This is a genomic window from Arthrobacter sp. AG1021, from assembly GCF_003633665.1.
GTDB lineage: Bacteria > Actinomycetota > Actinomycetes > Actinomycetales > Micrococcaceae > Glutamicibacter > Glutamicibacter soli.
The window spans coordinates 123,624-143,894 of sequence record NZ_RBLB01000010.1; the positions used below are offsets into that span (position 1 = coordinate 123,624).

The following is a 20,271-nucleotide window of genomic DNA, read 5'->3' on the forward strand; positions in this document are numbered from 1 at the left end:
GCAAAGGAGATGCACCATGCCGGAAGGCGATTCCGTTTACCGGGCCACCGCAAGGCTGCACCATGCGCTGGCCGGGAAGAGCATCCTGCGTTCGGACTTCCGGGTCCCGGCACTGTCCACGGTGGACCTGGCCGGCTACACGGTGTCCGAGGTCCTCCCGCGCGGCAAGCACCTGCTCATGCGGCTGCAGCCTCCCGCCACGGCGGAACCTGCCTTCAACCAGCCGCCGCTGACCCTGCATTCGCACCTGCTCATGGAGGGGCGGTGGGATCTCTACGGTCCGGGAGCCCGCTTCAAGCGTCCGGCGCACACCGCACGCGTGGTGCTCGCCTGCGACGGCGTCGTGGCGGTCGGCTTCGACATCGCCCAGGTCAAGCTCGTGCCCACTGCCGAGGAAGCGCAGCTGGTCGGGCACCTGGGCCCGGACCTGCTGGGGCCCGACTGGGATGCGCAGGCGGCCGCCGCGAATTTCCGCGCGCAGCCGCACCGCGGGATCGGCGAGGCGCTGCTGGACCAGCGGCTGATGGCGGGGGTGGGCAACATCTACCGCTGCGAGGTCCTGTTCCTCACCCGGCTTCACCCGCTCACGCCGGTGGGGCAGGTTGTGGGCTTGGAAAAGGTCATCGAGATGTCGCAGCGCTTGCTGGACATCAACAAGGACCGGCCGCGCAGGGTGACCACCGGCCTGGCCCGGACCCGCGAGCCCTATTGGGTGTACGGGCGCGCCGGCAAGCCCTGCCTGCGCTGCGGCGCGAAGATCCAGCTGCTGAAGATCGCGGCCGAGGATTCGGGCCTGGAGCGAGACTGCTACTTCTGCCCTTCCTGCCAGCCGGCTGCGCACTGATGAGGACAACGGCCCGGGGCAAAGATGAAAGAATGGGAGCCATGGCCATGGCATCTCCGCTCCCCGTCCGCAACGGCGTCAACGCCACCCGTCTGCACCTGCCGCGCACCGGTCCATGGGACACGGTGGCCCAGTATCTGCTCGAACGGTTCGGGCATGTGGACCCCGAGGGCATCCTGCGCCGCTTCGATGACGGCGAGATCGTGGGAATCGGCGGGGTGAAGCTGGACCGGCAGACGCCTATGGGCGAGCACGAGTTCATCTGGTACTACCGCTCGCTGCCGGTGGAGACCCCGATCCCCTTCGAAGCCAAGATCCTCCACCAGGACGAGCACCTGCTGGTGGTGGACAAACCGCACTTCCTGCCCACCACTCCGGGCGGCAAGTTCATCCAGGAATCCGTCCTGGTGCGGCTGCGCAACCAGACCGGCATCGACGATCTGGTGCCGATGCACCGGCTGGACCGGGCCACCGCCGGGGTGATCCTCTTCGCCGTCAACCCGGAAACCCGCGGCGCCTACCAGATGCTCTTCGAGCGCCGCGAGATCGCCAAACGCTACAAGGCGGTGGTCGCGCTGGCCCCCGGCGACGGGCTGGAGACCGGCGTGGTGCTGCAGGCCAATGGGGAGCACAGCCAGCAACGCACCAGCGAAGAACTGCGCGCCCTGCTGGCTGGCATGCCGATGACCTACGAGAACCGCATGTCCAAGGTGAAGGGCCAGCTGCGCTCGATCGTCGAGGACGGCGAGCCCAACGCGCAGACGCTGATCAGCGTGGAGGCCATCGGCCGCAGCGCCGGATTCCACGCGGGCACCGAGGTGGCGCTGATGGATCTGGAGCCGCATTCGGGCAAAACCCACCAGCTGCGCATCCACCTCGCCTCGCTGGGCCTGGGCATCGTCAACGATGCCTTCTACCCGCGGCTGTGGGACCTGGCGCCGGACGACTACGACCGCCCGCTGCAGCTGCTGGCGCACACCATTTCCTTCACCGACCCGATCACCGGCGCCGCGCGCAGCTTCAGTTCCGCGCAGAGCCTGCGCGAAGCCCCGGCCGCCTAGCGCCTCTTCTCACCTCGGCATATTTACCCTAGGCTGTTGCACACCCCTGCACGGGCCCGACGAAGGATGGTATGCCATGGCCGAGCCACAGCCCAATATGCAGCTGCGCACCCTGGTGGGCTCCGCCCAGCGGGCCATCGCCGAGTCCACGCGCAGGCCTGCGTTCGAGCTGCCCTATACGGCCCCTGACCTGCGGCCCAATCCCGCGGTGGAAGTCTTCGACAAGGTCCGCGCCGGGCTGTTCGCCCTGTCCGGGGTGCTACTGCTGGCCACCTCGCTGGCCTTCGGCGCCGGGATGGATGCCCGCACCCAGGCCAGCCTGCTGGATACCGGGCTGGTGCATGCGGTGATCTGGCCGGTCATCGGGATCGCGCTGATCGCCAGCGCCGCCTTCAGCGCCCTGCCCGCCCAGCTCTCCTCGCGCCGGCAGCGCGCCGCCGGCATCCATGCGCTGAGCGCCGCGGCCCTGCTGAGCTGCGCGCTGACGCTCGCCTCCGGGTTCCTGCCCTGGACCGCCGCGGCGGTCTCCGCGGCGGCCGCCGGGATCGCGCTGTACGGGGTGCACCAGCTGAACCTGAATACCGCCCGCAACCGGACCGAGCGTATCGCCACGGACATGCCGCTGGGCTTCTTCGCCGGATTCGCCCTGGTCTACACGCTGCAGCTGGTGTTCGCAGCCGCCGGCTGGAACGAGCCGGGCCATGCGCTGGCGGTGTCGCTGGTCGCGGTGGCCGCCGCGGTGCCGGCGGCGGTGTTCGCCCACTCCGAACGCGGCAGGCATGCCTTCGCCAGCGGGTTCGGCCTGGCGCTGGCCGCTGCCGCGGCCCAGGGCTGGATGCTGGGCGCCACCCCGCTGTGGGCCTGCGTGCTGTGGGTGTTCCTGGCGATCGTGGTGTTCGTCTGCGCGGAGAACCGGCGGTTCCAGATCAGCCACGCCGAGCACCGGGTGCAGGCGGGCCGGACCCTGGATTTCTGAGTCCGGCCCGCCTGCGCCGCGGGTTCAGCGCGGCGCCATGCGGATCGCGCCGTCCAAACGGATCGTCTCCCCGTTGAGCATCGGGTTGGCCACGATGTGCTCCACCAAGGCCGCGTACTCCTCCGGGCGGCCCAACCGCGAAGGGTGCGGCACCTGCGCGCCGAGCGAATCCTGCGCCGCCTGCGGCAGCCCTGCCATCATCGGCGTCTGGAAGATGCCCGGGGCGATGGTCATGACGCGGATCTGGTGCTGCGCCAGCTCACGGGCCAGCGGCAGCGTCATTGCGGCCACGGCGCCCTTGGAGGCGGCGTAGGCCGGCTGCCCGATCTGCCCGTCGAAGGCCGCCACGGAGGCGGTGTTGATGATGACCCCGCGCTCGGCGGTGCCCTGCGCGTCGATGAGCGACTCGCTGTGCGCCATCAGCTCGGCGCCCAGGCGGATCACGTTGAACGTGCCGTTGACATTGATCTGGAGCACCTTGGCGAACTTCTCCAGCGGCAGCACGCCCTCGCGTCCCAGCACCTTGCCCGGGGTTGCCACCCCTGCGCAGTTCACCAGCACCCGCAGCTGGCCCAGCTCGCGCACGCGCTCCATCACGTCTGCCACTTCCTCGGAACTGGTGACGTCCGCCGGGGCGTAGCGCACGTTCGCGCCGATCGCCGCGGCGATTTCATCCCCGTCCTCGCGCGGCAGGTCCAGCACCACCACGTGCTTGGCCTGCGCAGCCAGTTTCTGGGCCGTGGCCCGTCCCAACCCGGACAGTCCGCCAGTCACCAGCGCGACCGAATCCCGTAGCTGCATGCAAACCCCTTCGATAGTCGTGAATCTCCGGTCAGCCTATCGCCCGCATGGGCAAAGGTGAAGATCCGGATCCCGGTGCCCGGGAGCCCGCTGGCACGCAAAAGCCCGGCACCACGAGGGTGCCGGGCTGCGCGGCAAAGCCGGAGAATTCCGCTCTGGCTAGTGGGATGCCACCGGAGCCTGGTCGGAAGGCTGCTGGGTCTCCTGCTTCTTGCCGCCCAGCAGGATCCCGATGACCAGGATGCCGATGCTGCACGCGGCGCCCACCAGGAAGCCGGGCTTGAAGCCCTGAACCGTCGCGGTGACGACGTCCGTGCCTGCGGCGATCTTCGAGGCGGTGGACGCGGCCACCACGCCGACGATCAGCGCGGTGCCCATGGCGCCGGCCAGCTGCTGCAGGGTGGAGAGCAGCGCCGAGCCGTGCGAGTGCAGGTGGTGCGGCAGCGGGTTCAGCGCGGTGGTGAACGCCGGGGTGAAGATGAAGGCCAGGCCCAGGCTCATGACCAGGTGCAGCAGAACCAGCAGCCAGATCGGGGTGGCGGCGTTCAGGATCAGCGCGTAGCCGAACAGCGACGCCAGCAGGATGATGGAGCCCGGAACGATCAGCGGGCGGGCGCCGACCTTGTCGTAGAGCTTGCCGACCAGCGGGGCCAGCAGGCCCATGAGCAGGCCGCCGGGCAGCATGATCAGGCCGGTGGTCAGCGTCTCGATGCCCAGCACCGTCGTGAAGAACAGCGGCAGCAGGATGATCACGCCGAACAGGGAAATCATCGCGCACATCATCAGCGCCAGCGACAGCGTGAAGTCGCGGTAGGTCAGCGAGCGCAGGTCCAGCAGGGCCTTGTCCCCGTGCTGCAGCTTGACCTGCAGCAGCACAAAGGCGGTCAGGCACAGCACCGAGACCGCCAGGATCCCGAGGCCCAGCGGGGTCACGCCGGCCGACAGGCCGCTCAGGCCGTAGACCAGGCCGCCGAAGCCCGGCACGGCCAGGATCAGCGACGGGATGGACAGCGGCGCGGAGTTGTCGCCCGGTTCGTTGGACAGGCGCGGGGTGCCGATCAGCAGCGCCGCCACGGCGATCGGGATGATCACGATGAACATGAACCGCCAGGACAGGTACTGCAGGATGATGCCGGACAGGGTCGGGCCGATGGCAGGGGCCACCGAGATCACGATCGACACGTTGCCCATCAGCACCCCGCGGCGTGCCGGCGGCACCAGGTCGAGGATCGTGGTCATCAGCAACGGCATCATGATCGCGGTGCCGCAGGCCTGGATGACGCGGGCGACCAGCAGCACGGAGAAGCCCGGGGAGACCGCGGCCAGCACGGTGCCCAGGGTGAACAGGCCGATGGCCAGCACGAAGACCTTGCGGGTGCTCAGCCGCTGCAGCAGGAATCCGGTGGTCGGGATGACCACCGCCATGGTCAGCATGAAGATCGTGGCGAGCCACTGGATGGCGTCGGCGGTGACGTTGAATTCCTCCATCAGCACGGGCAGTGCCACGTTCATGATGGTTTCATTGAGGATGACAACGAAGCTGGAGACGATCAGCACGGCAATCGTCGTGAAATTTTGTTTGCTCAAGCGGTCCGGAGCGTGTGACACAACAGGTCTGCTTCCAAGAGAAGTGCGGGAATGGTCGGCCGATCCAGGGTCAGATGCATTCTGATTGGGATAGCCCAATCAATTCTACAGAGCGCCTCGGCGCGATACTAGGGCACGGGCGCAGCAGATTGGTGAGTTGCGCAACACGGATACAGATTCATGGCCTGAGAGGTGTTTGTGTACCAAGATGGAACCATGAACGTGCGCACGCCTGATCCCTACCCTGGATGGCTCTCTGAGGAAGATCTCTACGAGGCCCGCCAGCGCCTTCCCATGCTGTACGTCGAGGCCATTCCGGTGCGCCTGGACCCGCTGGGCTATGTCAACGAGGTCGGCCTGCTGCTGACCGCGGACAACGACGGGCGCATGTTGCGCACCTTCGTCTCCGGACGCGTCATGTACCGCGAAACGATCCGTGCCGCATTGATCCGGCACATCGAGAAGGATCTGGGCACCATGGTGCTGCCGCAGCTCCCGGCGTCCCCGGTGCCGTTCACCGTGGCCGAGTACTTCCCGGCGCCCAGCGAAACCGGGCTGACCGACGACCGCCAACATGCGGTCTCCATGTGCTATATCGTGCCGGTGCGCGGCGAGTCCTCGCCACGCCAAGACGCGCTGGAACTGACCTGGCTCACCCCTGCCGAAGCGCTGAGCAGCGACATCCAGGGCGAGTTCGCCGGAGGCCGCGAAAATATTCTCCGTCAGGCATTAGCCCACGTCGGAGTGAATATCTAGAACTGCTTGCCCGGGTTTGGCGGGTCGATGCCGGCCTGGCGCCGCTTGATCCCGCCAAACCAGCTCCCCAGGAGCACCCCGAGGATGCCGACCACGGAACCGATCACGGTTTCCACCATGCGGTCGTAGAGCAGCGCCGTGGACAGTCCCGACATCACGGAGACGCCCACCAGCGCCAGCGGGGTGACGAAGATCTGCGCCATGAAGTAGTTGCGCATGACCAGCATCTCGGCCATGAACTGGAAGAATCCGATCAGCGTCAGCAGCAGCCACAACGGCGGATTCAGCACGATCAGCAGCGCCATGAGCACCAGCCCGACCAGGGTTCCCAGCACGCGGTGGATGCCGCGGCGCATCCTGAGCTTGGTGGTGTGCCCGACCAGCGGCACCACCGCGGCCACCATGGCCCAGTAGTTGTGGCCGGCTTCCAGCCGACTTCCCACGATGTTGGCCAGGGCTCCGGCGATGCCGGCGGTCAGGATGTAGAACAGCCCTTCCCACCAGATCGCGGAGCGGACGTTGTCCGACAGCGGTGGCAGCGGCGTGCGCTGCCACAGGCTCGACCACTGGCCCAATGCTCCGGCCGCGCCGATCACCAGCGCCAGCATCATGGTCAGCACCGCCACCAGCAGTCCCTGCCAGGCCGGGACCGGGTTGGAAATGGAGGCAATCGCGGCAAACGCGAAGATGTGGAACAGCGAACCGGCCGGACGCAGCCGCAGGAATCCAGCGAGCACCGAGCAGAGCCCCGCAACCAGCGTCGTGGCGCCGACGATTTGCCATGCCTTGAGCTCCGGCTGGTCGTGGGCGATCCACAGGTGGGAAGCGGCCAGCGCCGCGGCGATGACGCCGAACAGCAGCGCGCTTGAACGCACCTGCATGCGCAGGCGGTTCCAGTAGCCGTCCACCCGGCCGTAGACGCCGACGAAGGCGCCGAAGACCGCGAACACCACCAGGTCCAGGCGGTCGATGGCCATCAGGAAGATCAGCGGGGCGAAAACGCCGACGGCGGTACGCAGGCCGATCCAGTGGTCCTTGCGGGCAGGGCCCAGCGTGATCAATGACTTCGCGGATTCTTTCAATTGCTCTAGACCCACAGCTTCCTTCCGTCGCGTTGCACACAACAAGACAGCCTCCATTATTCGCTCTTTCCCATGTGAAAGCCTAGGTTTCGGGGCCGGATCACACTGTCGTTTTACTCACCGGCTCTTTAATACGGCAAACTTGGTACGTGCCCGATATGAACTTTGATCCCAGTGCCCCCCACCCGCGCCAGCAAGAATTCGGCTTTGAAGTCGGGACCCGACTGACTGCCGAGGACGGAACCCCGATGCTCGGACGCACCGGCGTGATCCGCACGCCGCATGGCGAAGTGAAGACCCCTGCGTTCATCGCCGTCGGCACCAAGGCGACAGTCAAGGCGCTGACCCCCGAGCACGTCAAGCAGCTCGGCGCCCAGGCGGTGCTGTCCAACGCCTACCACCTGTACCTGCAGCCGGGCGCCGACATCCTGGACGAGGCCGGCGGTCTGGGCAAGTTCATGGGCTGGGACGGCCCGACCTTCACCGACTCCGGCGGATTCCAAGTGATGAGCCTGGGCTCGGGTTTCAAGAAGGTCATCGACATGAAGTCCGTGGACCAGTCAGGCCCGGACGACGCGGTCGCCCCGGGCAAGGAACGCCTGGCCAACGTGGACGAGGACGGCGTCTGGTTCAAGTCCCACCTGGACGGAAACCGCCACCGCTTCTCCCCCGAGATCTCCATGGGCGTGCAGCACCAGATCGGCGCGGACATCATGTTCGCCTTCGACGAGCTGACCACGCTGCAGAATTCGCGCGGCTACCAGGTCGAGTCGCTGGAGCGCACCCGCCGCTGGGCCGAGCGCTGCATTGCCGAGCACTTCTCGCTGACCGATTCCCGCGAGGGCAAGGACTACCAGGCGCTGTTCGGGGTCATCCAGGGCGCGCAGTACGAAGACCTGCGCCGCAAGGCCTGCCGGGATCTCGGCGCCATGGCATTCGACGGCTTCGGCATCGGCGGCGCGCTGGAGAAGGAGAACCTGGGAACCATCGTCGGCTGGTGCGCCGAGGAGCTGCCCGAGGACAAGCCGCGGCACCTGCTGGGCATTTCCGAGCCGGACGACATCTTCACCGCGATCGAGAACGGCGCTGACACCTTCGACTGCGTCTCCCCGACCCGCGTCGCGCGCAACTCCGCGTTCTACACCCCGTGGGGCCGCTTCAACCTCTCCGGAGCACGGTACAAGCGCGATTTCACCCCGCTGGTGGACGGCTGCGAATGCTACGCCTGCCAGAATTTCTCCCGCGCCTACGTCCACCACCTGTACAAGGCCAAGGAGCTGCTCAGCCACACGCTGATCTCGATCCACAACGAGCACTTCACCGTGAGCCTGGTCGAGTCCGCCCGCCAGGCGATCGAGGACGGAACGTTCTTCCAGCTCAAGGAGCGGGTGCTGGCCAGCTACTACGCCGGCGCACCGGACCCGCAGGGCCAGCCGGTAGCGCAGCCTGCCAAGTAGGAGCCGCGCACCACCCGCCGGGCGGCGAACCTCCGCAGGATTCGGGGTTCGTCACCCGGCGATCTTTTTAAGCGACGGGGCGGCGCTGAGCAGGCACACCGCCCAGATCCCCCACGGGACGGCGGCCGTCGGGGCGAGGATCAGGACATACAGCGCAGCTCCCGAGGCGGCTGCGCGCAACAGGGTCCAGGCCTGCTGGATGAGCACCGCCGCGAGGGACATCTCATTCGCGGCTCCGGCGAAGATTTCTTCCCAGTCGCGCTCCGCACGCCGCGCGTGCGCCAGGCCTGCCGAGGCCAGGCCCAGCGCGGCGAACAGCACGGCCGCGGCCCAAGCCCACCAGGTCGCCTCCGCCAGCGCTCCGATACCCCACAGCCCGAGACTCCAGAAGCCCAGGACCGCCAACGACAGTCCCACAGCGACCACGGTCATTGCGTGCTCCATCTGGCTGCGGGCCACCCCGATCATCAGCCCGAGCTCCGGCTGGGTGGCGGTGGGCCGGAGCACCTCGGCCAGGCTCGTGCCCAGGACCACCAACAGGATTGCCAGAGCCCCGGCCAGTGCCAGCGGATTGGCCGCAGCGCGGACACTGAGCAGCAGCACCAGGATCGCCGCGCTGAACCCCAGCGCCGGCTTCCAGTAGCCTCCGCGCACGCAGCGCAGGACGATAACCGCTAGGGCCACCGGCAGCCCGCGGGCAAGCCGGCCACTGCCGCGCTTCCGCCTGCGGCCAGCATCCAGTTGCACGCCGCGCGCATCGGCCTGCATGATCGCTCCGGCAAGCTGCTGCTGGCGCAGCCCGCCCTCGCGCAGCGCCGCCCCGGGGGTTCCGGCAAGCCGCCGCGATGACCAGAGAATGCATGGCACGGCGGCGGCCAGGGCGCCGCTGCACAAAATCATCCAGAGCCCGACCTCCAGCAGCGACTGCTGCCAGGCCACCTGCCCGGCGTCGGCTGCGCCCATCCCGAACAGCTGCGACGCCCACAGCAGCACATAACTGGCGGCGAGCACCCGCAGCCCTGCGGAGCAGAACCGCCTCGCGGCCTGCTGGCGTCCGGCGCCTTGAAGCACTCCGGCCGCTGCCGCCGAGCCGAGCCCGGCCAGCGCGAAAAAGCCCACTGCCCACAACAGCAGCGGCGGGGACCAGGTACCCGTCAGCGCGAAGAGCGCCAGCACCCACAGCAGCCCGAGGAAAATGCCGGCAGCGGCGCCCAGCCCCAGTGCACGGCGCCAAGCCGGGAGCAGCAGCACCCGGCGGTCCGCCGGCAGGGGCAACCACCAGTCGGCCTGCTGGGGTCCCACGGCGTTGGGACCGAGATAAAGCATGAGCCGGAAGACCAACAACAGCAGCACCGGCAGCAGGAACAGCACGACCGCATCAAGGCTCCAGCGCGCGCTGGCCAGCTCCAGGTGCGGCACGCCTTCGCCCAGCAGCACGAAGATCGTTCCATAGAGGGCGCTGGCCAGATAGGTCAGCGCCACGATGGCGGCGAGCACCCAGACGTAGATGTCGGAGAACGAGTCGAAGCGTTCGGAAAAACTGCGCGCCGAACGCACACGTCGAAGGATCTCGCGCGGATCGTAACTGGTGGCCGATGGCATGCCTGGACTAGCGTTCAAGCCACTGCGCTCCGCGCTCGGACTCCAGGTATTCCCCGGTGTCGCCGTCCAGCAGGAGCGCCTGGTCCAGGCACAGCCGCAGCATGGCAGGATCGTGCGTCACCGCCAAGATGCTGACCGCTTCGCGGCGCAGCCCGGCCAGCCGCTCGTAGAACTGCTGGCGGATCCTCAGGTCCAGGCGCTGTTCGGGCTCGTCGAGGATCAGGAGCTCGGCCGGGCGGATCAGCGTCGCGGCCAGCAGCAGCTTGCGCCGTTGTCCCGAGGAGAGGTCCCCCGGAAGGTGGCCGGCAACCGTCGTGAGCTCGAAGAACTCCAGCTCGTTCTGGACTTTCTTTTCCCAGCCGGGCACCGAATGCCCCCGTGCCACCATTTCCAGGTGCTCGGCGACACTGAGTTCTTCGAAGAACGCGCCGTCGCTGACCTGCACGGCAACGTTCCGGCGGAAGTCCAGCGAATCCTCGTCCAGGGGCAGGCCGCGGAACGCTGTTTCACCGGATTGGGCCGGGGTGCGTCCGAGCAGGGTTGCCAGCAAAGTGGATTTGCCGCTGCCGTTGGAACCGATGATTCCCAGCCCGTCGCCGGTGCCGATCTTCAGGTTCAGGGGGCCGCAGATTGTGCGCTCCGGATAGCCGATGACCAGTCCGCGGGCTTCCAGATGCGTCCGGGTCTCTGATTCTGTCGCCATCTGCCCAGCGTATCGAGCGCGAGCACGGCAGGGAGTCGCTCGAAATGATGACTTGGAGGATTACTCCTGTCCGGCGGCCAGCCGCCCGTATCCCGGCTCGCGCTTCTTGAACCAGCGGATCACCAACGAGGTGACGGGGACGAAAATAATCTCCACGGCGGTCTTGTAGAGGAAACCGACCACCACGTAGTTGATGAACGTCGGGGCGTCGGCAATGCCGATGACCGGAGCTGCGATGGCGCAGAAGATGATGGTGTCCAGCAGCTCGCCGACGCCGCTGGAACCGATCAGGCGCGCGACCAGTCCGCGTTCGCCCGTGCGTTCCTTGAGCTTGACCAGCACCCACGAGTTGGCCAGCTGGCCCACCAGGAAACCGGCGGCCGAGGCGGCAACGATCTGCCAGATCGGTCCGAGCGTACGCTCAAGGGCTTCTTGGCCGTCGTAGAAGTCGGCGGCTGGCAGCTGGATCATGATCCAGAAGCAGGCCACCGCGAAGAATGCGAGCACGAAGGTGGTGATGATCGACCGCCGCGCCGCCTTCAGCCCGTAGACCTCGGAAATGACGTCGCCGAGGATATAGGCCAGTGGAAACAGGAAGAACCCGCCATCGGTCACCAGCGGGCCTAGGGTGACGCCCTTGGAAGCGCCGATGTTCGAGAGGATGACCACCGCTCCCATCAGGGTCAGAACGGTGGAGAAGTACGGGGACCCCGCAGCGGCGAAAACCGCCTTTGAAGATGGGGGCAGAGTGGTTTTGGCGTTGGATTCGCCCATGATTATTTTCCTTGTCAAAGTGGTTCGCCAGGACCGCCCTTGGCCGATGCCGCCTCGCCACGGTACGTGGTTCGAGATGCGCAGGGCGTTCAGTATGCTGTCCCGCTGTATTAGCACTTACCCAGCAAGTATCCCATGCACCAGCACGCTCCGCCGAGTGACCTACTTCATAGTAACAATGATTCGCGTATTCAAGAGTTGCAAAAGAGACATCTCACTTGAACTTCTTTGGAACATGAAATCGAGGTACGAAGAAGCCTGGTGACGAGCCTCCCCTACTTCCGCATGAACTCGACATGTTTTTGAACGCGTTCAAAAACTCGGTAGAATCGTCCACATGACCATTCAGCCGCGCACGCTCAAAGGGCAGGAAACCCAAGCCAAACTCCTGCACACGGCGCTGGACTGCTTTGCCGCCGAAGGGTATAAAGCCTCCAGCATGCGTGTCATTGCCGCGCGCGCCGGGGTCTCGCTTTCCCACGCCTACTACTACTTCTCCTCCAAGGAGGACATCGTCGCCCGGCTGTTGCTGAATCTGCGCACCGAGCAATTCGATCAATGCCACGCCGCACTCAATGAAGGAAACACACTCGAAAGCAACATCCGTTCAGTTTTCACCTCGGGCCTGGATGTCATGCAGCCCTACCATGAGTTCGGGCCCGCATTCCTGAAGGTTCTGCTGTCCCAGGATCTGATGGACAACGAACTTTCCGCGGTGGAATTCTCCCTCTGGGAAAAAGCCGTTTCCGGCGCACGGCCGCTGCCCCCATTGGGCATCCGTAGGGATCTGCCGAAATTCCTCTGGCTCCTGTCGCGGCAGCTGTTCTCCGCCTGGGCCTACGACCAGTCAGCCAACCAGCGACGCTCGATGCTGCTCATGAACAACGCCGCGCCCGTGGTCGCAAAGTTCGCGGTGCTCTGCAGGCTGCCGGTGGTGCGCTCTTTGTTCGAAGATGTCCTGTCCCTCATGGATTCGGGAAACTCGATTCGGGATCAAGAGGAAGGCCAAGCATCGGATCCGAAGGTTTCCAAAGCTTCTTGATTCGGGCCCCTGCGCGGCAAGCGACAGCGGAGCTCCACGCCTCGCACAGGACGTTCACGGTTCGCATTCTGGCGGTGCCATGTTTTGGGCGTAAAGTCGGAAGTGACAACCGGTGACACTGGCTTCGAAGGAGTGCGATACAACATGAGCGGAACACGACGTGAATTGCCAGCCTGGACCGAGGCGTACGCGCTCCTGCGGGACCGCATCGCTTCGTTTCCCACTCCCGGCGAGATTCGTTCGGTTAACCATGACGGCGAAGATGTCGAGGTCCTCGGATACTGGCCGGATGCCTCCTGGACCGCTCCGGCCGATGCCCAGCGACTGATCTTCCTCGGACCTGTCGACGAACAGACCGCGGCAGGCCTGCAGGATGCAGGCTGGAAGGAAACCGCGAAGATGTCGCTGCTGGCAGGCAAGCCGGAGGACGTCGAACAGGTCGTGAAACTTCCCGACACCTCGGCATTGTTCGAAGCCCCCATGAACGACTACGACGTCGTCGAGGTCACGGACTTCGATCGCCCGGTTGCCCGCGGCCGGATGCACTACGGTTCCAACTTCGGCCTGCTGTCGGATCCCGACCTGCATGCGCCCAGCGACCCCGATACCGCCCGCCGGGCGATTCTCGCGAACTTTGCCGGAGCTGCCTACGGGCACGGTATACCATGGCTGTTATTGGTCGCGTCCAGCGAAAATGCGGGAACGTTGGCCGAAGGCTGGTCCAAGGCCACCGACCTCAGCTTCTGGCAACAGGGCTAAAAGTAACCACCAGTACGCACAACCATTCATGGGACTATGACTAATACAAACACCGGAAGCAGCCCTGCGCTCACCCTGACCATCGCAGGCTCCGAGGCCACCGGCGGCGCCGGTGCCCAGGCCGACCTGAAGACCTTCCAGGAACTGGGAACCTACGGCATCGTCGCGCTGACTTGCATCGTGTCCTTCGACCCCAAGGATTCCTGGAACCACCGCTTCGTGCCAGTGGATCAGCAGGTCATCGCCGACCAGCTCGAAGCCATCCAGACCTGCTACGAAGGCAAGCTCGGCACCGTGAAGCTGGGCATGATGGGTTCGCCTGCCACGATCAACACCGTCGCCACCGCACTGAAGTCCCAGGAGTGGGACAATATCCTGCTGGATCCGGTCCTGATCTGCAAGGGCCAGGAGCCAGGCCATGCCCTGGACACCGACGAGGCGCTGAAGGCCAACCTGCTGCCGCTGGCCACCTTCGTCACCCCGAACCACTTCGAGGCCGAACAGCTCTCGGGGCTGACCATCACCTCGGAAGAGGATCTGGTGGCCGCGGCCAAGAAGATCCATGAAATCTCCGGCGCAGCGGTGCTCGCCAAGGGCGGAGTCCGCATCGCGGGCGACGACGCCGTGGACGTGTTCTACGACGGCGAGACCCTCGAAATCCTGCGCGAGAAGAAGATCGGCGAAGTCGCCGTTTCCGGCGCCGGCTGCTCCCTGGCCGCCGCAGTGACCTCCGAACTGGCTAAGGGCGCGACCCCGCTTGAGGCTGCACGCACCGCGAAGACATTCGTCACCGAAGGCATCCGCAACCGCGTCGCCGGCAAGACTCCATTCGACGCCCTGTGGCAGGGCGGCCGCCGCTAGTCCGCCCTGCACGCGGAACCGCCGACGCCGAGGAAAACCACCGTTCTCCTCGGCGTCTGTATTTAACCACCTGACCAGACGTTCTTGGGGGCAAGCGGGCTGGCTTGCTAAAGTGGTTGAAGTATCTCAATTTGTTGCGTGCCTGGGCACGGGAAAGGGCGGTCGGCGATGCACGCCACTTTGACGCTCTGCCCGTTCGTCCCTGCGGCGGACGGGGCAACTGGCAAATAGCACGGCTTCAACTCCAGCGTTGACGGCCAATGCCTTGCTGCCCTGCATCGTTTCCGCGCCTTAGACGGGACCCGATCCTTCCCACTATTCAGCGCCTTTGGCGCGCCGTCCGGCATTCCCGCCGGGCACCGGACGGAACCTCCAAGGAATTACCATGCAGCCATTGACCGAAAAAACCATCCGCGCCAGCTTCATCAACGCCAGCCGCCAGGAAGCCAAAAAACTCACCCTGCCGGAAAACTTCAACAGCCTCGACTGGGAGTCGCTGGAATACCTCGGATGGCGCGATCCCAAGATGCCGCAGCGCGGCTACATGATCTATACGAATACCGCAGGGGAAACCCGCGGCCTGCTGCTGCGCGCCACCGACGGCGCGCGCAAGGGTGGCAGCGCCGGCATGTGCGAGATGTGTCGCGACGTCACTTTGCCGTGCGCGGTGGGAATGTTCACCACCCGCCGCTCCGGCCAGGCCGGCCGCGACGGGGACACGTTGGGCACCCTGCTCTGCACCCGTTTCGAATGCTCCGCCAACGTACGCATCGCTCCGCCGAAGGACCCCATCAATCCCGATCCCATGGCGGTCGTTGCGCAGCGCATCATCCAGCTCGATGAGCGCGTGGACAGCTTCATCCAACGCGTCTAGCTGGCCTCCGGCGGAGCAGGGAAACATGCCTTGTTCCGCCGGCATCACCTCCCGTGCCGATGCACTTTCCGTCACAGGCCGCGTGCCCCGGAACGGAATAATCTAAAAATTTTGGCTCTCGCACGTTGACCTATCGGCGATTCTCCGTTGAAATTTCCGCCAACTGAATATGAAAGACGGATTCAGGCCGCCCGCCGGGCCCGCAATAATTGTTCAATATCCCCTTGATATATGGCGTGCGTCACCTATGATTCCAGACTAGGGGCTTGATGCTTCGGCGGACGTCGGCCCCTGGACGATCATCATGGCACGCACCGCTTTGTCGTATCGGCCGCCCGGCCTCGGGAGCATTTCCGCTGTCCAGCTCGGCTAGGAGAATCATGGTCACACGGCGCACTGGCACACTGCCGCGCCTGCTGCTGGGATCAGCCACTGCTTTGGCATTGGCGGTCACCATCGGCGGTCCGGCAAGCGCAGTCAATATTCCACAACCTGCGGACGGGGATGAGGCAGCTTCGCTGTCCGTCACCCGCAGCGATACCCTTTCAAACCTCAAGGTTTCCAAGCCCTTGGCCAAGGCCAGCGGAGAAGTCTCGGTCTTCGTCCAGCTGGAAGGCGACGGAGCCTTCCAGGAGGTCAAGAAGTCCGGCAAGTCCAAGGATGCGGCCAAGGTCAAGAAGATCCGCTCAGAGGTCAAGCAGAAGGGCAAGGAGCTCGCCGCCCAGGCGGATTCCGAGGTCATCTACTCGACGTCCAACGCCGTGCGCGGCGTGGCATTGACCGGTGACGCAGACGCGCTCCGGGCACTGGCCGAGCGCACGGATGTCGCCAAGATCAGCGCCATTGTTCCCAAGAAACCATCCAACCGCGGGTCGGTTATCGATACCGGCGCGCTGGAGTCGTGGACGGCACTGGACAAGACCGGTGACGGGGTGAAGATCGCGGTGCTGGACACCGGCATCGACTACACCCACGCCAGCTTCGGCGGCCCCGGAACCCTGGAGGGCTACAAGCAAGCCCAGGCATCGAAGGGCCTTCCCGCTGCGGATTCTGGCCTGCTTGACCCGAAGAAGTTCATCGGCGGCTGGGACCTGGTCGGAGACAACTACAACGCCGACCCGGATGCCGACGACTACCAGCCGATCCCGAATCCTGATCCCAACCCGTTGGACTGCGAACTCGCCGGGCACGGATCCCACGTGGCAGGCACCGCAGCCGGGTACGGCGTCAACGCGGACGGCACCACCTTCACCGGCGACTACTCCAAGCTCAAGGCTGACGACGTCATGGGCATGAAGGTCGGTCCCGGTTCCGCCCCGGAGGCGCAGCTGATCGGCATCCGCGTCTTCGGCTGCACCGGTTCATCCGACGTGGTGGGCCAGGCACTTGACTACGTACTTGATCCCAACGGCGACGGCGATTTCTCCGACCGCGCCGACGTGGTGAACATGTCCCTCGGTTCGGACCACTCCCCAGTGGAAGATCCGGAAAATGACATCGTCGATGCGCTGTCGGCTGCAGGCATCCTCTCCGTGGTGGCCTCCGGCAACGCCGGCGACGTCACCGATGTGGGCGGCTCGCCGGGCAACTCCCGCAGCTCGCTCACCGTGGCAAACTCGGTCGGCTCGAAGCTCACCATGGACAAGATTCGCGTCGACGCCCCGGCAGATGTCGCCGGTGACGTGGCTGGCCAGTACTCTGCGAACTTCAATTACACCAACGCAGATCCTGCCGAGCTGACCGGCGAAGTTGTTATGGCCCCCTCGTCCAACGCCTTCGGTTGCAGCCCGTTCGAGCCCGGTTCGCTGAAGGGCAAGTGGGTCTGGCTGCAGTGGAGTGAAAACGGCGAATTCCCCTGCGGTTCCGCAGCTCGATTCAATAACGCGGAGGCTGCAGGCGCCACCGGTGTCCTGCTGGATTCCGAAGCCAACGTCTTCGACGCCGGCATCGCCGGCAACACGACCATCCCCGGCGCCCAGCTGACCTTGGATAATTCCACCAAGCTGCGCCCTGCCGCCGAGGCCGGAACGCTGAAGGTCACCCTCTCCCCCGACTTCGCCGGCGCAGCTTCCAGCCCTTCCGGTGTGCTCGATACCTTGAACTCGTCCTCGTCGCGAGGCGTGCATGGGTCCAACGGCATCGTGAAGCCGGATGTCGCCGCCATGGGTACCCAGATCGGTTCGGTCGGCGTGGGCACCGGCAACGGCGTCGCCGTCATGTCCGGTACGTCCATGGCCACCCCGCTGGTTGCCGGCATTGCAGCACTGGTGCTTGAGGACACGGATCTGACGCCGGCCCAGGCCAAGAGCATCGTGATGAACACCGCCGCCACCGACATCAAGGATGCCGACGGCGACGTCTACGGTCCGAACCGCGTGGGCGCCGGCCGCGTCATGGCAGACAAGGCCATCTCCACTCCGGCCTACGCCTACGCGTCCAAGGACTCGGATCTGACCAGCGTTGTCTTCGGGGTTGTCGAGCTTGAGGGCAAGAAGAAGTACAAGGCCAGCCGCGACATCACGGTGAAGAACACCAGCAAGAAGACCCAGACCTACGCGGTGAAGTATGTACCTGCCACCGAGATTCCGGGTGCCACCTACAGCCTCGACCGCCGTTCGGTGACTGTCGCCCCGGGCAAGAGCACCAAGGTCAAGGTCACCTTGCAGGTTGATCCGAAGCGTTGGGCCAAGACCATGGATCCAACCATGGACGCCCAGCAGTCGGGCCTCGACCGCGCGTGGCTGGCAGACGCCACCGGACGCGTAGAGCTGACCAGCAAGTCCGCGCCAACCCTGCGCGTGCCTGTCCAGGCTGCTCCGAAGCTAGTCGCCGACATGTCGGCCAAGGTCAAGAAGGTCAAGAACGGCAAGCACGATTCGGCTCTGGAACTTTCGCTCAAGGGTGATGACGTCATCGCGGGCCAGGGCCCAAGCCAAGTCTTCTCCCTGATGGGAGCCTTTGAACTGGGCGCTAGCAGCAAGCGCGGCCCGTCCTCGCTGGACGCCATTCCAGGCGCACGGTCGATGGACCTGCAGCACGTCGGTGCCTCGACCACAGCTCCGCGCACCGGTGTTGCCGACGGTCTGCTGAATATCGGTATTTCGACCTACGCCAACTGGGCTCACCTGGCCGGCGGAACCGAGCTTGATGTCGAGATCGACACCAACAACGATGGCGAGGCCGACTTTGTCAGCTTCACCACCGCGATCGACGAGATCGATCTCGATCTGGTGGCAACCTTCGATTTGAAGACCCTCCAGCAGGTCGACCTGCAGCCGGTCAACGGCGTACTGGGCGATGTGGACACCAACAGCTTCGACACCAACACGGCAATCCTCCCGGTGTCGCTGGCTGCTCTGGGCCTGACCGAGAAGTCGTCGGACATCTCCTACCGCGTGGCGAGCTACTCCTGGTACAACACCAACGAGGAGGGTTCGATGGTTCCGATTGACGAGACCGGATGGGTCAAGTTCAATGTGACCGCTCCGAAGGTCGACTTCGGCGCAACCGGAACCTTGTTCACCGACCTGGACGACACCCGCCTGCCAGTCTCGGTTGCCCGCAACGCCAAGGATGCCAAGGCGCTGCTGCTGCACCTGCACAATGAGTCGGGCGAACGTGCCCAGGTGCTCAAAATCCGCTAGGACCGCAGGCTCCCAGCCAGCGTCCCAGCAATAGACCGGCCCGGACGGCTTCTTCGCGAGTAAGAAGTCGTCCGGGCCGCCGCCTGTTAAAAACGATTCCCCCGAGGTGCAGTCTGGCTATCTTCCTTCCAGCTTCTCCTCCAGCACCATCACCGCCGCCTCGCGGACCTGGGCAGCGAACTGCTTGTCCGATTTGGCTTCACGAGCCAGCGCCGCGGCCATCGTGACGGCGTCCGAAGTATTCACGCACAGCGGCACGGTGCCGCCGGCCGCAACGAATTTCACCGCACGCTGCCCCACCGAAACGCTCGACACCTGTTCCGCCTCGCACAGGTCATCGGAGATGACCAGTCCGTCGTATCCCAGCTTGTCGCGCAGCAACCCGGTGATCACCTTGGACGAAAATGGCGCGTCGTTCTTCCCATCGATCTGCGTGTAGCGGGCGTTGGAAACCATCACCCAGGACAGGTCCTGCGCAATCGCTTCCTTGAAGGGCTCAAGATCCTGGGACCCGGCGCCAACCGATGTGTCAGTGACGGAGCTTGAGGTGTCGGTATTCGCGGTGACTCGCCCCAGCCCCGGGAAGTGCTTGACCACCGGCTGGACACCTTCGGCCGCCAGCGCCTGGTTGATCGTCAGCACGTCCGCGGCGGCATCCGCGGCGTTGTTCGCATACTCGCGGCCGAAGTAGCCGATCGGGTCGTTGGCCGTGCCGATGCTGGAAGGAACCACATCGGCCACTGGCGCCAGGTTCACGTTGATGCCTGCCTCGGCCAGTTCGCCGCCAACGGCGGACATCCTTGATTTCAGCGTGGCCTGGGACCAGGCACCCTGTGTCAACGCAGTGGGCAGTTCGGTGAACCCGGGGCCCTGCAGGACCCGGACGAAGCCGCCTTCCTGGTCGGTGGCCACCCATACCGGCAGCTTGCCCGGGACATTCCGGTCCAGGGCGCCGGTGATTTTCCGGACCTGCGCCGCAGTTTGGGAGACCGAGAGCTGCGAGCGTCCGCGCAGGAAGACATTCGAGATACCCTGCTCCTCCAGCGCGGCGATCTGCGCTGCGCCGGCGCCGGTGGCTGGAACACCGGCCATCACCAGGCTGGCCGCCTGGTCATCCAGAGTCATCTCATCAACCAGCGCCTCGGCCTGCTCCCGCACGCCGGATCCGCCAGCGGGCGTCGAAGACTCGGTGCCCTGGCTGGATGGCGCTGAGCTCTGCTCCGGGCCTTCGGTCGGAGTGGAGGACGGCTGCGGGCTTGCGGACGCTGAGCTGCCCACCCCCGGTGCAGACGTTGCGGACGCGCTGGGGGTGGGGTTCTGGTTGCCGGGCTGGGCGGCGCTGCAGCCGCCCAGCACCAGGACGGAAAGCATACCCAGCGAAACAAGCCGGCGCGTACAAGGTGTCATGGGAACATTCTTCCATTCGATCCTGCGAGGAAACTTGGCTT

At 65.5% G+C, this 20,271-nt stretch carries 17 protein-coding genes; 10 read left to right on the forward strand and 7 right to left on the reverse strand.

From position 1 onward, the window contains the following. Positions 1 to 16 precede the first annotated feature (16 nt). The 3 genes from DFO58_RS14150 (at position 17) to DFO58_RS14160 (ending at position 2,881) form a co-directional block, all read left to right on the forward strand. Positions 17 to 844, forward strand: a complete 828-nt coding sequence (locus tag DFO58_RS14150) for a DNA-formamidopyrimidine glycosylase family protein (RefSeq protein ID WP_120991484.1) — start codon at positions 17 to 19, stop codon at positions 842 to 844. Positions 845 to 891: 47 nt separating this feature from the next. After that, positions 892 to 1,905 (forward strand): pseudouridine synthase, encoded by a 1,014-nt coding sequence (locus DFO58_RS14155; protein ID WP_113607724.1) that lies wholly within the window; start codon positions 892 to 894, stop codon positions 1,903 to 1,905. Positions 1,906 to 1,981: 76 nt separating this feature from the next. Continuing rightward, positions 1,982 to 2,881 carry a hypothetical protein gene (locus DFO58_RS14160; RefSeq protein ID WP_053797299.1) on the forward strand — a complete coding sequence of 300 codons (900 nt, stop codon included), beginning with the start codon at positions 1,982 to 1,984 and terminating at the stop codon, positions 2,879 to 2,881. Between the two features lie 24 nt (positions 2,882 to 2,905). On the opposite strand, the gene DFO58_RS14165 is transcribed toward DFO58_RS14160, so the two are convergent. After that, positions 2,906 to 3,682, reverse strand: coding sequence for an SDR family NAD(P)-dependent oxidoreductase (locus DFO58_RS14165; protein ID WP_047118030.1), 777 nt, complete (start codon positions 3,680 to 3,682; stop codon positions 2,906 to 2,908). Positions 3,683 to 3,841: 159 nt separating this feature from the next. Beyond that, positions 3,842 to 5,269 carry an MDR family MFS transporter gene (locus tag DFO58_RS14170; RefSeq protein ID WP_231736008.1) on the reverse strand — a complete coding sequence of 476 codons (1,428 nt, stop codon included), beginning with the start codon at positions 5,267 to 5,269 and terminating at the stop codon, positions 3,842 to 3,844. A 216-nt stretch (positions 5,270 to 5,485) separates the two neighbouring features. On the opposite strand from DFO58_RS14170, the gene DFO58_RS14175 reads away from it, so the two are divergent. After that, positions 5,486 to 6,025 carry an NUDIX hydrolase family protein gene (locus DFO58_RS14175; protein ID WP_047118032.1) on the forward strand — a complete coding sequence of 180 codons (540 nt, stop codon included), beginning with the start codon at positions 5,486 to 5,488 and terminating at the stop codon, positions 6,023 to 6,025. On the opposite strand, the gene DFO58_RS14180 is transcribed toward DFO58_RS14175, so the two are convergent. Beyond that, positions 6,022 to 7,122 (reverse strand): FUSC family protein, encoded by a 1,101-nt coding sequence (locus DFO58_RS14180; protein WP_244910908.1) that lies wholly within the window; start codon positions 7,120 to 7,122, stop codon positions 6,022 to 6,024. The genes DFO58_RS14175 and DFO58_RS14180 overlap by 4 nt on opposite strands. Positions 7,123 to 7,265: 143 nt before the next feature. On the opposite strand from DFO58_RS14180, the gene tgt reads away from it, so the two are divergent. After that, the gene (gene tgt, locus DFO58_RS14185; RefSeq protein ID WP_286163630.1) at positions 7,266 to 8,564 is read left to right on the forward strand and encodes a tRNA guanosine(34) transglycosylase Tgt; all 1,299 of its coding nucleotides are present in this window, start codon (positions 7,266 to 7,268) and stop codon (positions 8,562 to 8,564) included. Between the two features lie 51 nt (positions 8,565 to 8,615). Here tgt and DFO58_RS14190 read toward each other — a convergent pair whose 3' ends face one another. The 3 genes from DFO58_RS14190 to DFO58_RS14200 are packed head-to-tail and all read right to left on the reverse strand — an operon-like array spanning position 8,616 to position 11,643. Next, positions 8,616 to 10,166 (reverse strand): DUF6297 family protein, encoded by a 1,551-nt coding sequence (locus DFO58_RS14190; protein WP_120991486.1) that lies wholly within the window; start codon positions 10,164 to 10,166, stop codon positions 8,616 to 8,618. 7 nt (positions 10,167 to 10,173) lie between these two features. After that, positions 10,174 to 10,869 (reverse strand): ABC transporter ATP-binding protein, encoded by a 696-nt coding sequence (locus tag DFO58_RS14195; RefSeq protein WP_113607646.1) that lies wholly within the window; start codon positions 10,867 to 10,869, stop codon positions 10,174 to 10,176. 60 nt (positions 10,870 to 10,929) lie between these two features. After that, positions 10,930 to 11,643 carry a queuosine precursor transporter gene (locus DFO58_RS14200; RefSeq protein ID WP_047118037.1) on the reverse strand — a complete coding sequence of 238 codons (714 nt, stop codon included), beginning with the start codon at positions 11,641 to 11,643 and terminating at the stop codon, positions 10,930 to 10,932. A 337-nt stretch (positions 11,644 to 11,980) separates the two neighbouring features. On the opposite strand from DFO58_RS14200, the gene DFO58_RS14205 reads away from it, so the two are divergent. From DFO58_RS14205 to DFO58_RS14225, 5 genes are all read left to right on the forward strand, one after another. After that, positions 11,981 to 12,685, forward strand: a complete 705-nt coding sequence (locus DFO58_RS14205; RefSeq protein ID WP_120991487.1) for a TetR family transcriptional regulator — start codon at positions 11,981 to 11,983, stop codon at positions 12,683 to 12,685. Positions 12,686 to 12,829: 144 nt separating this feature from the next. Further along, positions 12,830 to 13,444 (forward strand): hypothetical protein, encoded by a 615-nt coding sequence (locus DFO58_RS14210; RefSeq protein ID WP_147407293.1) that lies wholly within the window; start codon positions 12,830 to 12,832, stop codon positions 13,442 to 13,444. 36 nt (positions 13,445 to 13,480) lie between these two features. Further along, positions 13,481 to 14,305, forward strand: coding sequence for a hydroxymethylpyrimidine/phosphomethylpyrimidine kinase (locus DFO58_RS14215; protein WP_120991488.1), 825 nt, complete (start codon positions 13,481 to 13,483; stop codon positions 14,303 to 14,305). Positions 14,306 to 14,690: 385 nt separating this feature from the next. After that, complete coding sequence (locus DFO58_RS14220; protein ID WP_120991489.1) at positions 14,691 to 15,179, forward strand: FBP domain-containing protein; 489 nt, start codon at positions 14,691 to 14,693, stop codon at positions 15,177 to 15,179. 380 nt (positions 15,180 to 15,559) lie between these two features. Further along, complete coding sequence (locus tag DFO58_RS14225; RefSeq protein WP_120991490.1) at positions 15,560 to 18,823, forward strand: S8 family serine peptidase; 3,264 nt, start codon at positions 15,560 to 15,562, stop codon at positions 18,821 to 18,823. A gap of 117 nt (positions 18,824 to 18,940) precedes the next feature. Here the strand turns inward: DFO58_RS14225 and DFO58_RS14230 are convergent, their stop codons facing one another. Continuing rightward, positions 18,941 to 20,230 (reverse strand): glycoside hydrolase family 3 N-terminal domain-containing protein, encoded by a 1,290-nt coding sequence (locus DFO58_RS14230; RefSeq protein WP_183043212.1) that lies wholly within the window; start codon positions 20,228 to 20,230, stop codon positions 18,941 to 18,943. Positions 20,231 to 20,271 lie beyond the last annotated feature (41 nt).

Excerpts from the sequence above, each read along its gene's own strand:
- DFO58_RS14150 (WP_120991484.1), top strand. The coding sequence starts at position 17 with ATGCCGGAAGGCGATTCCGTTTACCGGGCCACCGCAAGGCTGCACCAT.
- DFO58_RS14155 (WP_113607724.1), top strand. The coding sequence starts at position 892 with ATGGCATCTCCGCTCCCCGTCCGCAACGGCGTCAACGCCACCCGTCTG.
- DFO58_RS14160 (WP_053797299.1), top strand. The coding sequence starts at position 1,982 with ATGGCCGAGCCACAGCCCAATATGCAGCTGCGCACCCTGGTGGGCTCC.
- DFO58_RS14165 (WP_047118030.1), bottom strand. The coding sequence starts at position 3,682 with ATGCAGCTACGGGATTCGGTCGCGCTGGTGACTGGCGGACTGTCCGGG.
- DFO58_RS14175 (WP_047118032.1), top strand. The coding sequence starts at position 5,486 with ATGAACGTGCGCACGCCTGATCCCTACCCTGGATGGCTCTCTGAGGAA.
- tgt (WP_286163630.1), top strand. The coding sequence starts at position 7,266 with ATGAACTTTGATCCCAGTGCCCCCCACCCGCGCCAGCAAGAATTCGGC.
- DFO58_RS14190 (WP_120991486.1), bottom strand. The coding sequence starts at position 10,166 with ATGCCATCGGCCACCAGTTACGATCCGCGCGAGATCCTTCGACGTGTG.
- DFO58_RS14195 (WP_113607646.1), bottom strand. The coding sequence starts at position 10,869 with ATGGCGACAGAATCAGAGACCCGGACGCATCTGGAAGCCCGCGGACTG.
- DFO58_RS14200 (WP_047118037.1), bottom strand. The coding sequence starts at position 11,643 with ATGGGCGAATCCAACGCCAAAACCACTCTGCCCCCATCTTCAAAGGCG.
- DFO58_RS14205 (WP_120991487.1), top strand. The coding sequence starts at position 11,981 with ATGACCATTCAGCCGCGCACGCTCAAAGGGCAGGAAACCCAAGCCAAA.
- DFO58_RS14210 (WP_147407293.1), top strand. The coding sequence starts at position 12,830 with ATGAGCGGAACACGACGTGAATTGCCAGCCTGGACCGAGGCGTACGCG.
- DFO58_RS14215 (WP_120991488.1), top strand. The coding sequence starts at position 13,481 with ATGACTAATACAAACACCGGAAGCAGCCCTGCGCTCACCCTGACCATC.
- DFO58_RS14220 (WP_120991489.1), top strand. The coding sequence starts at position 14,691 with ATGCAGCCATTGACCGAAAAAACCATCCGCGCCAGCTTCATCAACGCC.
- DFO58_RS14225 (WP_120991490.1), top strand. The coding sequence starts at position 15,560 with ATGGTCACACGGCGCACTGGCACACTGCCGCGCCTGCTGCTGGGATCA.
- DFO58_RS14230 (WP_183043212.1), bottom strand. The coding sequence starts at position 20,230 with ATGACACCTTGTACGCGCCGGCTTGTTTCGCTGGGTATGCTTTCCGTC.